The following is a 14,594-nucleotide window of genomic DNA, read 5'->3' as shown; positions in this document are numbered from 1 at the left end:
ACCGGTCTCTCCTGTTTTTGTCAATTCCATACTACACGGCCTAGACTATCGTCGATCCTTTTTTCAACGACTCACGCTTGGCCCGCTCCGTTTTCAGGCGGAAATTTGTCCCGGTTAAGGCGCAATCATATCCCATAAGAATCCGTATCCTCTTGAAAGGCCGGCCAAAGGAACTGAGGCCGCATGGAATGCCGGCCTTGGAGCAGCCCCTTGAAGAGCCAATGTTATTTAGCGTGGACAGGAGAAAGAAGAGAAGGAACCGGTTAACCGGTTCTTTTCTTTTTATATGGGTTGCGCGCTTAGCGGTTTAGCGGATATTCATTTACCCAATGAAACCCGCGGTTCACCAGCAGGAACCTGTTTTCATCCAGCTTAAGGAGGCGTATGCTCACCGTGTCACCACTCATGATACCGGACAGAGCCAGGCCGAGGGAATCCTGGCGGATGTCCATCAGGGCTTTTTGCGCGGTATCCCCGCGGGGATAGAGGGTAACGTGGCTGAAGGCGCTGTCGGGCTTAAAGACGTAGGTTTTCATACTGTCGTTTGTATAGAAAACGGTGGCAAAACCGTCGAAGTCGACCGTCATCCTTTTCCAGCGGGCGGAGTCGGTTATCAGCAGGGGGACGTCCTGGCCGTTGCGGGTCCAGGCCGTCACGTTGTATATCCCATAGTAGTGCGGCCTGGCGCCCTTGTACTTGCTTTTAGCGACATAGTTCAATACCGGCTCCAGGAGCGCCAGGAGCGTCAGGACCAGAGCGATGGGCTTGATCACCCGGCGGGTGCGGCGAAGCCAGCGGCTGGGCAGCGCCGCTTTTTCCCGGCGGGGCTCCGTCGTTTGGCGTCCGAGAAGGACTTTCCATAAACGGGGCATGTCCGGCGCCAGGAGGAAGAGGGTCATCAGGAGCAGGGTCGAGGAGAACAGCTTTACCGGTACGTCAAAAGAGAAATTGATCGCTACCACGTTGACGAGCACCGGCACGAGGATCACCGCCCCCAGCGTGGTCGTCCGCCGGAAAAACAACAATACGCCGCCGACCAGCTCGCCCCAACCGGTAAAGGCGCTAAAACCCGCGGAATATCCGACAAAGGACCAGGCCAGGCCCATGGGAGACTTGTATCCGAAGGGCTGCACCAATTGATACAGGAAAGGGGACGGCATTTGCAGGTGATATATCTTATACAAACCATAGAGGACCATCATATAGCCCAAATAATACCGGACGATAACCCGCAGCCAGTAGTACATCGCCTCGTAGTTCCTGCGCCTCCGGTCGGCAATGCCCCAGGCCACTGTTCCCACCACGGCAAAGACCAGGAGTACCAGATAGATGACATAGTTGTAGGTGGTATCTCCGCTGCCGTTTTCAAAGACGGTAATGGGCGTGCCAAGCTTTAGCACGTGTGCGCCCGTCCAAACCCCGATCGCATGCAAGCCATCCCGGTATACCCCGGACAGCCAGTCGCTTGCGCCATACAACCATTTTGTCCAACCGCCGAGGGCCCCCCAATCAGCCGTTTCGTTGAGCGGGAAAGGGCACACATATAGCACGAAAAAGCAGAAAAAGAACCGAAAGGTCCATTTTTGGGTGGTTGTCCAGACAGGCATAGATCAAAAGATAAGAAAAAAAAGCCCCGCATAAATATGCCGGGCGTTTTGCTTACTCTTAATCCAGTCAGGTTTTTACATAGGGTTACGATTGCAGGTAACGAATTTATTTGGCGTTATTGGGCGTTATTCGGGATTATTTAGCGCACCATCGTTCGAATTGGAAATTGTAGCCGATGTCGATATACCGGATGATTTTCCGGGTGTCGGGGTCCGGGGAAGAGGCGCCCGCAGGTTTGAGGCCGATCACGAAATAGTGCTGGTCTTCCTTTACGACTTCGTATATGTCGTCGGCGGCATTTTGTTGGCGGCCTTCCCTTTGATAACGGATGGCGTCGCCCACCACGACCAGCTCCCCTGGATGCAAGGGTTTCCACATCAGGTCTTTAAGCATATTCATACGACGGATTTCACTATTAAGACAGAAATAACGGGCGCGCCGACTAGTTCCCGGGCGGCTTTTTTTCAAAAACATAGGCGCCATCCACGAGCTCGCACTTCAGGTTCAAGGTGGCGCAGATGTCATCGATGGCGTCGTTGATGGTTTTGCCGTCCAGGTCTATGGTTAGCTTTTCCTGACCCAGAGCAGGGTCTTCCAGATACATTCTTTTCCTGGTGTGCTGCTCCAGGGCGCTCAGGACATCGAAGAGGGAGGCGTCGGCGAAACGCAGGACCGCCTTGCGTCTCATGGGTGCGGGGGCGGCGGTCTCGCGGAACGTCGGGAACCCGGTGGGGGGTGTTATCAGGCACATCGATCCACCTCTGGCGACGTCCCTGGTAAGACTATCCCTTTTGGAGAAAAAAGCGACCTTTCCGGAGGTGACGGACACGTGGATGCTGTCTGTTGTTTTTTCCACGGTGAAGCTGGTGGCGATATCCCGGACCTGGGCCAGGTCCATGTCCACGATAAAAGGCCGGGCGTCCTGGTGAGCCACGGTGAAACGGGCCCGGCCGCTTTTTAGTACCACGGTCCGGTTCAGGGTGTTGTAACCCTCCGCTATTTCCAGCTCCGACCTGGGTTCCAGGACTACTACGGATCCATCCGCCAGTGGAATCGCTTTTTGCCCGGCGATGGCCGTCTCAAAGTGCCGAACCGGCCGTTTGCCCTCGAAATAACCCCAGCAGGCGGCGCCGATCGCGAGCACGACGGTGGCGGCAATGCTGACATAAAGGCCTATTCTGGGTGGGGGCGCGATTTTCCTTCGCAGCAACCGCCACGCCTCGTCCTCGTCGGCGCTCTCAAATACGAGATAGTCGTCTGAAAGGGTCCAAACCAGCCCCCATTCCTCGTCATCATATGTTTGCTTTTCATCCATGCAGTACATATAAGACAAAAAAACAGCGCCACAGGACTAGACCAAAGACAAAAAAAATCAGGATTTTACTCAGCAGTTTCAGCGCGTACGCGATATGGTTCTTTACGGTATAGGCCGAAATACCCAGCTCTTCGGCGATCTGGTGGTGATCCAGGTCCTCGAACCGGCTCATTTTAAAAACCCGTTTGCATTGCCCGGGCAAAGCCTCGATCGCCCGGTACAGCCTGGCCCTTAGCTCATCCTCCTCCAGCGTACCGGGCGCCGACGTCTCCGTGGGACCCGTCGGCAGCATGGCCATGCGTTTTTTGTGGGTCTTGAGCCGGGCGACCTCGTTGAGGCTCCGGTTTACCACGGCGCGGTGAAGATAGGACTTCAGTGAAGCGTCGATGTCCATCGACGCCCCATCTTCCCATATCTTCATAAAAACGTCGTTGACAAGCTCCCGGGCGAGACCGGCATCCCTTACGATCCTGAAGGACGCCATCAACAGGAACCGGTAGTTTTCCCTGAAATAGCGTTCAAAAGCCGGCACGTCTTTCCGTTGAATCGCTCGCCAGACTTTTTCTTCTTCAGGGTTCATGCTATGGCCCGGGTATGGTGGGGTTATAGCGACAATATACGCAATTCTCCGCCGTTCGGCCTCCTAATCGGGACGTGGAGGTTTTACTACACGCTCCTCGACGCCCAATAGTAACAACCGACAGAGATACCCACCACGATGACGATCCCCACCAGGGCGGCCAGCAACGCCCTGCCCACTGGGTAAAGTACGCCGCCGTCGTCGATGTGCTGTTTGATCGCGGCACTTTGGAACTTCCGGGAAAAAAACCGGGCGATCACCAGGGAAATGATCGTATATAAATAGCCCGGGATCTGATTCAGCACCGGGATATATCCCAGCAGGAGCAAAAAGAGGATCAGGACGACGGCGACCGCCCAGGTCCACTTCGCCTTTTCCGGCTGGCCGAGGTTCCTGAAGTTCTCGGCCATCAGGAAAGCGCCTGGGAGCGGGCCGCCCAGGAAAGTGGCCAGGAAGATGGCCCATTCGCGGTTGAGTTTGTAGGGGGGAGCCAGAGATAAGAGATGGTCTTCCATGGGATAAATATAGGACTTCCGGCAATTTTGTACTTTCATGTAAAGATTATTCCTTGAAGCGGCGCGAACTGCATTCATATAACGATGTGGCTCTATTCTCAGAAATGGCGTTGGGCAACGAAGAAGCCTTTGACGTATTCTTTTACCGCTACCATACCAAAGTTTACTATTTTATCCTGCATATCGTTAAGGAAGAAGAAGTTGCCGAAGAGCTGATCCACGACGTCTTCCTCAAAATATGGTTGAACCGGAAGGGGCTGCAGCCCATCGAAAATCCGGGTAATTATCTTTTTGTAGTCGCAAAAAACCACGCCTTGCATTACCTGGAAAAACCTGCCGTCAAGCGGCAACCGCTGGAGGCCCTTTCCTTCCCGGACAAATCGACCCCCGAAGACCAGCTGCTGCTCAAGGAAAGCCTGGCCCTGATCGCGGCGGCGGTCCGGGAGCTGCCGGACCAGCAACGGCTGGTATTTCAGCTGAGCAGCCAGCAGGGGCTGAGCCGGGATGAGATCGCCAGCAGGCTCAACGTATCCCCCCATACCGTGAAGAATCACCTGGGATCCGCCCGCAAAAGCATACAACAGTATATGCAGAACCACGGTAAAATAACGGGGGCCATCCTGATCGCCCATATTTTTTTTAGCGCCCACTAGTACACGGACATATTTTTCCGGTCCCTTATAAACATGGGCATCTCCAGGGCAAGACTAGACTATCTGCTGAATCGCTACAGGACCGGTCAGGCTTCGCAGGAAGAACTGCAGGAGCTGGGCGTGCTGTTGCAAGAGGACTGGGATCAGATCGATCCACGCCAACCTGCCGACCACATCAACTGGCGACAGATGCTGGAAGCCATCAAACAAAAAGACAGACGGGAAGCGCCCGTGCGCGGTCTGAACCGTTCGGGCTGGCTCAGGGTTGCCGCGGCCGTATTGTTGTTGACAGGCGCCGGCACGGTGGCGTATTTGTATAAAAAACGCCCCGTAAAACACACGGTGGCCTATAAAACGCATACGCAGCCGATTGTGCCCGGCGGGAACAAAGCCGTCCTTACGCTGTCCGGCGGACGACAGATCATCCTCGACAGCACGGCCAGCGATACGGTCCTTACCGAGGGCGCCGACGTCGTTGCCAATGCGAACGGGGGCCTGGCCTATAGCCGTAGCACCGTGACGGACACGGGCGTGGTCTATAATACGTTGAGCACCCCGAGGGGTGGGCAATACCGGCTGACCCTGCCCGACGGCACCAAAGTCTGGCTGAACGCCGCCTCCTCCATCGAATACCCCACCGCCTTCAAGGGCAAGGACCGGACGGTCACGGTTACGGGAGAAACCTATTTCGAAGTCGCCAAAAGCGCACGTCAGCCCTTTATAGTCCGGTATGGCAACATGGCCGTCACCGTCCTGGGGACCAGCTTCAACGTCAACGCCTACCCGGACGAGACGGGTATCAGGACGTCGCTCATCGAGGGCAGCGTCAGGGTCAGCCGGGGTGACAATACGACCCTGCTGACACCGGGCCAGCAAGCCATAGTGGACACAGGGCAGGCCATCCGGGTCGCCCGCATGTCCAACCCCGCGTTGGTCATCGCCTGGAAGAACGGGTATTTCTCCTTTGAAAAAGCGGACATACCAACTGTTATGCGACAGCTGGCCCGTTGGTACAATTTCGATGTCGTCTACGAGAACGGCGCGGTACCCACCGATGCCTTCTGGGGCGACCTGAAACGCGACGCAAACCTGTCAGACATCTTCGCCGTACTGGCGAAATCGGGGATACACTTCACGATCGATGGTAACAAAGTAACGGTTCTCAACAAACATTAAATAAACACTTCTTCACCCTCCGGCCATCCGGAGACACTTCACTAAAACGATTTTGCATATGAAATGGATCCAACTGATTCTGCTTGTCTGCTATTTGCAGGTAAGAGCTGGAGGTAATGCGCAAAACATTACGTATTCCGGGAAAAATGTCCCCCTAAAAACGATATTCCAGGAGATCAAAAATCAAACGGGATATACCATTTTCTGCAACTACAGTTTATTGGAGAACGCCCACGACGTATCGATCTCCGTAAAAAACGCCTCGGTACAGGAGACGCTGAAGCAGGCCCTGAAAAACCAGAACCTGGATTATTCCATCCAAGGGACGATGATCGTCATTACGCCGAAGGCCAGCGCGCCACCTGGCCGTCCCGCCGATACGGCTGCGGTTGTAGCCCCGGATCGTGAAGTCACCGGCGAGGTCGTCAACGAAAAACAAGAGCCGGTGGCTGACGTGTCCATCGAGTTTAAAGGGGGCAACTCCGGTGGCAGCAAAGCCGATAGTAATGGCACCTTCCGAATCCGGGTTCCGGTGGGGGTAAGCACGCTGGTGTTCTCCCATATCGGCTACGCGACCCAGGAGGTCGATATCGCCGGGAAAAGCCACCTCAGGGTTGTCCTGGTGAGCTCGGTCAAATCGATCGCCGACGTGACGATCGTAAACATCGGTTATGGCACGCTCGACCAAAGGGAGGTTTCCAGCGCGATTACGCATGTCGCGGCGAAGGACCTGCTGACGGGTAACAATAACAGCGTATTGATGGCCATCAACGGGAAAGTAGCGGGCCTGACGGTCGATAACACCTCGGTGGCCGATCCAAACTCGACACCGACATTGCAGCTGAGGGGCGTCTCTTCATATGGCGCCGGGCTGACACCGCTATTCGTCGTGGACGGTATTGCGGGGGCCAACGTCGACAACATCAACCAGAACGACATTGCGTCAGTAGACGTCCTGAAGGGCGGCGCCGCCGCCGCGATTTATGGTACCCGTGGCGCCAACGGTGTGATCCTGATCACGACCAAACGGGGCGCTACCCAGGAACCGCACACGCTGTACGACTTTTTCGTCGCGACGGATCACATGAACAACAAGCCCAAGCTGCTGACGGCCCAGCAGTACATAGCCGACAGCGTCGGGCCCAATGCCGGGGGCAACACAGACTGGCTAAAGGCCCTGACGAGGAATTCGATATCCTACAAGCATACCTTGCAGGTCTCCGGCGGGAACAACAGGACCAATTACCTGGTTTCGGCGGACTACGCCAGCGCTCAAGGGGTCGACCTCCGGGCTTCCAAGCAGCAATATGGCGCGGATGCCAACCTGCACCACAGCACCGCCAACAACCTCTTTTCTTTTGATTTCAAGGTCGCGCCCCGGTACGCCAACACCAATACGTCGAACCAAAACGAATTCGACGAGGCGCTCATCCTCAATCCTACGCAGCCCATTTACGATTCCACGGGACATTACAATTTCATCCCGAACGCGGGTCTGGGGCTTAACAACCCGGTGGAGGACGCCAAAAACGTCCTTTCCCAGCAAGAGATCAAGGAGCTCGACATCGCGGGAGCCGCCCAGATGAATATACTCCACAACCTGAATACCCGGATATCCTTTAGCGAGACGAGCTTCGACATGAAATCCCTGGCGTTCACCCCCTCTACGATCACGTATGTGTTAACGCAAAATGGCGGGAACGGGCTGAATGTCGCGTCACAGAACCTGGACGACAGGGATACCAAGAATGTGGAATGGACCAACAACTACTGGCTCAATATCAAGCAGCATTCGCTGAAACTGCTCGCCGGCTATTCATTCGTCATGGACAACGAGCAGCAACTGGGTGCGTCCAACAAAGGGTTCCCTTTCGATGCCTATACCTGGAACAACCTGGGCGCCGGCACCTACGACCTTACCGGTACGACGCCTGTCAGCTCTTATCAACAGCAGGATAAGCTGATCGCCTTCTTCGGCCGGTTGAACTACGACTACGACAAACGGTATTTCCTCATGGCCAGCCTCCGGCACGAGGGTTCCAGCCGGTTCGGATACGGGAACCAGTGGGGTAATTTCCCGGGTATCTCCGGCGCGTGGATGATCACCAACGAGAAATTCATGAAGATGCGGCCCTCCTGGCTCAACACGCTAAAGCTCCGGGCCGACTACGGCGTGACGGGCAACCAGAACTTCGCCAACTACCAGGCCCTGCAAACCTATGGTAGCTTCGACTACACACTGTATAGCGGCCAGGTCTATTACGGGCTGGGCCCCCTCTCCAATGCGAACCCCTACCTGCATTGGGAAACCGCCCACAGCTTTAACGTCGGGGTAGACTTTGACCTCTTCAATGCCCGGTTGTCGGGTAGCGTCAACTACTTCAGGACCCAGAATAAGGACCTCCTGGCCTCCCTACCCGCTTCCATTCCTCCGAACCTCCAGAACAACACGGAAGTGAACGTAGGCTCGATGAAAAATTCGGGTATCGAGCTCCAGGCGACCGTCGGTGTTATCCGCGAACGGAATTTCTCGTATGACATCAGCGTCACCGCAGCGACGCTTTCGAACAAGCTGGTCTCCCTTTCCAATCAGACCTACTACGGCGGCACCTACATCGATGGACCCGGTTTTAACGCCCCCGGCACTCCCGGCTCCGTACAACGGTTACTGGTGGGAGAAAGGGTGGGTGATTTCTATACCCTCCATGCTACCGGCGTCAATAGCGCGGGACAATTGCTGGTGTATAGCCCTACCCAGAAGGCTATCGTAACCGCCGACCAGGCGAGCACCGCTGACCGGCAGTTAGAAGGCAACGGCCTGGCAAAATATACGGCGAGCATGAACAACTCGTTCCGGTACAAGAATTTCGACCTGAGCGTTTTCCTGCGGGGCGCCTTTGGATACAAGCTGTTCAATACCCAAGCCTTCTACCTCGGTCAGCCGGGCAGAAAAGGAGCTGGCTTTAACCTTCTCCAGTCCGCCTATGACGGGAGCAAGTATTCCAAGATCACCGACGACAAATCCGCTTATATCCTATCGGATTATTTCCTGGAACCCGGTGGCTTTGTAAAGATCGACAACGCCTCGCTCGGCTATACCAAACAGATAGGATCGAAGTTCATCAAGTCCGTCAGGGTCTATGCTACCGGTAGGAACTTATACACTTTCACCCGGTTCAAAGGCGGCGACCCCAGCCTCGTGCCTCAAACAGGCCTGTGGCCCGGCGCGACGACGTCGTTGAGCTATTACCCGTCGACCAGGGAACTGCTCTTTGGCGCACAAATCAATTTCTAGTCCTTTTTAAAACGATTGTAATGAAACGCATATATATTTTCGGGCTTTGTGTTCTCGGTTTGGGTCTTGGTCTCGGTTGCACCAAGCTCACCGAACTACCCTATAACGCCGTAACGGCTTCGCAGGCGCTCAATACCCAAAGCGACGTCATCTCCGACTTTTTGCGGCCCTTCGGTCACGGTTACTGGACCGTACAAGGCACGCCGTTCCAGGCCCAGGAAATCACCACCGATGAACTGATGACCGCCAATCGCCTGGGGAACTGGGCAAACGGGGGGTATGGCGCGCGTCTGCACTACCATACATGGACGATCCTCGACCTGAGCGATAACCTATGGACCGCCTTTTACCAGGGAGCTTCACTAGCCACCAACTCCCTGCAGGACATGGAAAGCCTCGACAACCCGGACAAGTTGAAAAGCCTGGGCCTTACCGAGGCCCAGCTACAGGACTTCGAGGCCGAGCTCAGGACGATGCGGGCATGGTTCCACCTCCGGGCGCTCGATGCGTTCCGGAATATCATCCTGGTGAAAATGGTCAAGGACTCCTCCGTCGCCGGTCCGCAGGTCTCGCCGCAGGAGGCATCGGATTGGATCGAGTCGGAACTGAAGGCGGCGATCCCCAACCTGCCCACCCGGCAAAGCCTGGGCGCCAACTGGATGGGCCGGTGGACGCAAGCCGGCGCGGCCGCCTTGCTGGCACGGCTGTACCTGAACTCCAAGGTATATACCGGGGTCGACCGGTTTTCCGACTGTGACACGCTGTGCAAAAGCATCATCGCCGGGAACTATGGCAGCTACAGCCTCGACCCTACCTGGTACGCGCCCTTCGACTATACCAATTCACAGAATTCCGAAGTCATCTTCGGTTTCAACGCCAATGGCGTCAACGCCGGCGACAACCACCACTGGCACTATACCAACGACATGTACTGGTGGATGATGTCCTACCAGGTGCCGAACTATTTCGGGTTCAGCGACTGGGGCTCGTCCAACTGCGAATATTCCCTGACGCCGGGCAGGAGCGTGGACAGCATCGAGTATGCATTTTCCTTGGGCAAGCCCTTTGTGAAGTTTCAGCGATATCCCGACGACCTTCGGTTGAAATTATACAAGAACCTGGGGAACAGCACTCGTGAAGGCATGTTCTTGTATGGTTACCTGCCCTACACCAACTCATCTGGTCACCCGGATACGGTGCGGGACGGTCAGTCCACCAACACGCCGCTCTTCTTCCGGGACCAGGTCGGTATGTTCCTGACGGCCCGCCCCGGCACCCGCATAGCCGATACCGTGTCGAATATCAACCACGCCGATTTTTCATCGGGTATCATACCGGTGAAATATCCCTGGTATCCTTCCAGCGATCCGAACAGGATCACCTCCAGCTATGCCGAAATACGGTACTCAGAGATCTACTATATGGAGGCCGAATGCGAATACCGGGCGGGGAATAAAGCCAACGCCGCGACATTGCTGAACGCGGTGCGGCAGCGCAACTATCCTGTGGGCTCACCCAGCTTATATGCGGCTGACGGCCACCAGCTGACGGACCAGGAAATGCTGGATGAATGGGGGCGCGAGTTCCTCGTCGAGGGGCGTCGTCGTACGGATCTGATCCGTTGGGGTGTATTCACTACGGGTACTTGGTGGGACAAGACGCCGGATGCGGACGACCACTTGAATATTTTCCCGTTTGGGCAGACGACGATGCAATTGATCAAGACCATAAAGCAAAATCCAGGATACTGATGCTCAAGTTTCTGCCGTTGGTTTTTATTATAACGACCCTTAAAGCACAGGACCGGTCGCTGCCTTCACCGGCTGCCGTCGTTAAAAGCGGCGCGTTTGCGCGGTTTACGGTACTGACGTCCCAGACGATCCGGATGGAATGGGACAGCACGGGCAGGTTCAACGACTACGCTTCGCTGGTGGTCGTCAACCGGAACCTGCCTGTGCCCCGTTTCACCACTTCGGCTTCGGGAGGGTGGCTGACCATAAAGACTCCCTCGCTGGAGCTCCGTTATAAGGAGAACTCCGGCAAATTTTCCGCCGCTAACCTCTCTATACGGTATTTGAAAGATTTCGCTTTTACCTGGGCGCCCGGTATGGCCCAAAAGGGCAACCTTAAGGGTACGTCCCGCACCCTCGATGGCATGGACGGCGATTCGAGCCGGTATTCCAAAAAGCCTTTGTCGCTGGAAGACGGGTTGTTGTCAAAGGACGGCTGGTATTTTCTGGACGACTCGAAGTCGTTGTTGTTTGACCGGTCCGATTGGGCCTGGGTTAAGGAACGCCCGGATACTGCCGCGCAGGATTGGTATTTTATGGGGTATGGGCATGACTACAAGTCGGCGTTGTACGACTTTACGCTGATTGCCGGAAAAGTGCCGCTGCCGCCCCGTTATGCGTTTGGGTACTGGTGGTCGCGTTATTGGCGGTACTCGGACAATGAGCTGCGGGACCTGGTATTTAACTTTAAGCGTTTCGACATCCCACTGGACGTGCTGGTCATCGACATGGACTGGCACAAGAACCTCAATAACGATGGATGGACGGGGTGGACCTTTGATGACGCGCTTTTCACATCGCCGTCGCAGTTCCTGTCGTGGGCGGCTTCCGCCGGTTTGAAGATTACGATGAATCTGCACCCGTCATCGGGGATTGCGCCCCTGGAACCATCCTATTCCGCGTTTGCGCATGCGATGCATTTCGACACCGCCGGTTCCCGGACGATTCCCTACCTGGGATCGGATAAAAAATTCATGAAAACCCTATTCGACACCGTGCTCCACCCCTATGAACGACAGGGCGTGGGCTTCTGGTGGCTGGACTGGCAACAATGGGGGCACGACAAAGCCATACCGGCCTTGAGCAATACGTGGTGGCTGAATTACGTCTTTTTTACCGAAATGGAGCGCACGTCTCCTTACCGGCCTTTGTTGTATCACCGCTGGGGCGGGTTGGGCAACCACCGTTACCAGGTCGGTTTCTCAGGCGACACCTATATTACCTGGAAGTCCTTGGAGTATCAACCTTACTTTACCAATACCGCCTCCAATGTCTTGTACGACTACTGGAGCCACGACATCGGCGGGCACCAGGCCGCTTACCGCGACCAGGGTATCGACCCGGAGCTGTATGTCCGGTGGATGCAGTATGGCGCCCTGAGCCCGATCTTCCGTACCCATTCGAGTAAGAACCCGAGGATGAACAAGGAGCTGTGGAATTTCACCGGCCCGGTTTTCAATGCGCTTACGGGCGCCGTACGATTACGGTATACGCTGGCGCCCTATATCTATACGATGGCGCGGAAGACCTATGACTCGGGGGTGGCGCTGTGCCGGCCGATGTATTATTCCTTTGGGACTTTTGATGAGGCTTATGAATTTACCAGGGAATACCAGTTCGGGGACGACATGCTCGTCGCGCCCATCGGGGCGCCCATGGTGGATGGGGCTTCCACGGTCCGCGTCTGGCTCCCGGGCGGTAACGATTGGTATGAATGGAACACGGGTACGCTCTTGAAAGGGGGGCAGACCGTATCGCGTAAATTTTCGCTGACGGAATATCCCATGTATGTCAAGGCGGGCGCCATCGTGCCGATGTATCCCGCTGTTTCTTCTTTGAAAGAGGCCCCTCGTCAAACGATCATCGGGGTATTCCCCGGAGGGGCTTTTGCTTCCGCGGCTATTTATGAAGACGCGGGGGATAGCAAGGATTATGACAGGCACTATGCAGTTACACGCGTGACGTCGTCCCGTACGGCCAGGACGCTTCGGATAACCGTCTTGCCGAGAACGGGGTCTTTTGCCGGGATGGCGGCCGTCAAGGACTATCAGGTGAAGTTGATCGGATCGGAGATGCCGGTGTCCGTGTCGGTCGATGGCAAGGCGCTCTCCGGGTGGAAGTATGAAGGAAGCTCGCTGAGCGTAATCATCGATGTGCCGGGCGTGGTTTGTGCGCGCGGGGCGTCGGTTACCGTGCGGTATAGCCTGTCGGACTCCGTCGACGTCAACAATGGACTGGTCGAAAAGATGAAGACCTTGTCGGAGGCCACGCTGGCACTGAAATACCGGAATGCGGACCTGCTCATACCCGTGTCTGTCGGGAGCGCGGAAGAGTTGAACCGGGCGCTCGAATATTATCCCACGCGGTTTTATTCCCTTATCAGGGACTTTGACCGGAATTTCGCGCATATCCCCGAAAATGTGAAGGGTATGCGGCTATCGCAGGCGGATGAGGCGTGGTATTTGAAGACGTTGGGCTTTTGAGTACTTTTAATATATGAGAAAGCTGATCTACTCCATCAATACCACGCTGGACGGTTGCTGCGACCACACCAGGCAAACAGGCAGCGACGACATACTCGATTATTTTGCCGCCCTTTTGCGCGACGCCGGAACGCTGCTCTATGGACGCATAACTTATCAATTGATGGTCCCTTTTTGGCCGGATGTCGCCAAAAACCGATCCGGACAGACCGCGGCGGCCAATGGTTTCGCCGAGGCATTTGACGCGGTACCTTCCAAGGTTGTTTTCTCCCGGACATTGGACAGCCTCGAAGGCGCCCGTGTCGTCCGGGGAGACCTCCGGGAAGAAATACTCAAGCTCAAGCAGGAGCCGGGGAAGGATATCTCTGCCGGCGGCATCGATCTCGCTTCGCAGCTCATGGAGCTCGACCTGATCGATGAGTACCGGTTCGTGGTTCGGCCGGCGCTCGTGGGGGACGGGAGGCGGTTGCTGGAGGGGATTAGTCTGCCGAAGACCTTGCAGCTGAAGTTTGTGGATGCGACAGTGTTACAGTCGGGGAGCGTAGCGCTGAAATATGTGAAAAATTAAACCTGGCGCGGGCGGGACTGCCAGTGCGGCGGCGCCGCCGCCTACCATGACGAAGAAGCTGGACCATTGGTCGGGCATGGGTTCTGCTTTTAGGGTTATTTTTTCGGTAGTACGAGCCCAGGGCCTTCCGGGTTGCCGGGGGTAAAAAGCGCCCAGCGACCCTCGGAGATGATGTCTATCTGGTTGTCGACGACTTTGACTGCAGACTCATCGTCAATGGCATACACAGGCGTGGGGGTCATCTTTTCCGCCCATATTCTTGCGTTAGTGTCGGTTGCGTCGGGGAATTCGGGGTTGCAGAAATGGGGGATTATCGCGAAATCGACCAGCCCTGCTCCGTGGGCAGTGAGGTGGGGATATATCGCCGTCGGGATGAACAGCGCGTTGGATTCTTCGATGGGTTTGCCCAAAAGGTCGAGGAGCGCGTTGTGGATGCCCGGGTTGCTGATGCCGCTGGAGGTGAGGAGGAATTTCATTTCTCTTATCAATTAAATGACGCCCTGAATTCCAGCGGAGTCATATTGGTCTTGATTTTGAAAAGCCGGCTAAGGGACTGGGAATGTTCGAAGCCAAGTTTGTAGGCGATTTCCGCAACCGACAAATTGGTGATC

Annotated in this window: 13 protein-coding genes; 6 read left to right on the top strand and 7 right to left on the bottom strand. The window is 55.7% G+C overall.

Annotated features, from left to right (window positions below; all coding sequences use genetic code 11):
• Window positions 1-299: 299 nt before the first annotated feature.
• The 5 genes from VL547_RS15555 to VL547_RS15535 all read right to left on the bottom strand — a co-directional run bounded on the left by VL547_RS15555 (window position 300) and on the right by VL547_RS15535 (window position 4,057).
• Window positions 300-1,607: a DoxX family protein gene (locus VL547_RS15555; RefSeq protein ID WP_325579426.1), complete on the bottom strand. Its 1,308-nt coding sequence runs from the start codon at window positions 1,605-1,607 to the stop codon at window positions 300-302.
• Between the two features lie 136 nt (window positions 1,608-1,743).
• On the bottom strand, window positions 1,744-2,007 hold the full coding sequence (locus tag VL547_RS15550; RefSeq protein ID WP_325579424.1) for a hypothetical protein: 264 nt from the start codon (window positions 2,005-2,007) through the stop codon (window positions 1,744-1,746).
• A 43-nt stretch (window positions 2,008-2,050) separates the two neighbouring features.
• The gene (locus tag VL547_RS15545; RefSeq protein WP_325579422.1) at window positions 2,051-2,923 is read right to left on the bottom strand and encodes a FecR family protein; all 873 of its coding nucleotides are present in this window, start codon (window positions 2,921-2,923) and stop codon (window positions 2,051-2,053) included.
• Window positions 2,916-3,503 carry an RNA polymerase sigma-70 factor gene (locus VL547_RS15540; RefSeq protein WP_325579421.1) on the bottom strand — a complete coding sequence of 196 codons (588 nt, stop codon included), beginning with the start codon at window positions 3,501-3,503 and terminating at the stop codon, window positions 2,916-2,918. Before VL547_RS15540 ends, VL547_RS15545 begins: the two co-directional genes overlap by 8 nt.
• Window positions 3,504-3,589: 86 nt before the next feature.
• Entirely contained in the window at window positions 3,590-4,057 is a 468-nt protein-coding gene (locus VL547_RS15535; protein ID WP_325579419.1) for a hypothetical protein, read from the bottom strand.
• 47 nt (window positions 4,058-4,104) lie between these two features.
• Between VL547_RS15535 and VL547_RS15530 the strand changes: the two genes are divergently transcribed.
• The 6 genes from VL547_RS15530 to VL547_RS15505 are packed head-to-tail and all read left to right on the top strand — an operon-like array spanning window position 4,105 to window position 13,983.
• Window positions 4,105-4,671, top strand: coding sequence for an RNA polymerase sigma-70 factor (locus tag VL547_RS15530; RefSeq protein ID WP_325579417.1), 567 nt, complete (start codon window positions 4,105-4,107; stop codon window positions 4,669-4,671).
• 33 nt (window positions 4,672-4,704) lie between these two features.
• Window positions 4,705-5,847, top strand: coding sequence for a FecR family protein (locus VL547_RS15525; protein ID WP_325579415.1), 1,143 nt, complete (start codon window positions 4,705-4,707; stop codon window positions 5,845-5,847).
• A gap of 58 nt (window positions 5,848-5,905) precedes the next feature.
• Window positions 5,906-9,142: a SusC/RagA family TonB-linked outer membrane protein gene (locus VL547_RS15520; RefSeq protein ID WP_325579413.1), complete on the top strand. Its 3,237-nt coding sequence runs from the start codon at window positions 5,906-5,908 to the stop codon at window positions 9,140-9,142.
• A 20-nt stretch (window positions 9,143-9,162) separates the two neighbouring features.
• Complete coding sequence (locus tag VL547_RS15515; protein ID WP_325579411.1) at window positions 9,163-10,893, top strand: RagB/SusD family nutrient uptake outer membrane protein; 1,731 nt, start codon at window positions 9,163-9,165, stop codon at window positions 10,891-10,893.
• Complete coding sequence (locus VL547_RS15510; protein WP_325579408.1) at window positions 10,893-13,415, top strand: TIM-barrel domain-containing protein; 2,523 nt, start codon at window positions 10,893-10,895, stop codon at window positions 13,413-13,415. The genes VL547_RS15515 and VL547_RS15510 overlap by 1 nt, the downstream gene beginning before the upstream one ends.
• Before the next feature lie 13 nt (window positions 13,416-13,428).
• The gene (locus VL547_RS15505; protein ID WP_325579406.1) at window positions 13,429-13,983 is read left to right on the top strand and encodes a dihydrofolate reductase family protein; all 555 of its coding nucleotides are present in this window, start codon (window positions 13,429-13,431) and stop codon (window positions 13,981-13,983) included.
• A gap of 95 nt (window positions 13,984-14,078) precedes the next feature.
• Here the strand turns inward: VL547_RS15505 and VL547_RS15500 are convergent, their stop codons facing one another.
• Together VL547_RS15500 and VL547_RS15495 are read right to left on the bottom strand one after the other, a co-directional pair.
• Window positions 14,079-14,459: a Type 1 glutamine amidotransferase-like domain-containing protein gene (locus VL547_RS15500; RefSeq protein WP_325579404.1), complete on the bottom strand. Its 381-nt coding sequence runs from the start codon at window positions 14,457-14,459 to the stop codon at window positions 14,079-14,081.
• A gap of 8 nt (window positions 14,460-14,467) precedes the next feature.
• On the bottom strand, window positions 14,468-14,594 hold a 127-nt coding region (locus tag VL547_RS15495; RefSeq protein WP_325579470.1), incomplete at its 5' end, for a helix-turn-helix domain-containing protein.

It is taken from the genome of Dinghuibacter sp., from assembly GCF_035492835.1.
Classification (GTDB): Bacteria; Bacteroidota; Bacteroidia; order Chitinophagales; family Chitinophagaceae; genus Dinghuibacter.
This window is presented reverse-complemented; position numbering and strand designations above follow the sequence as displayed.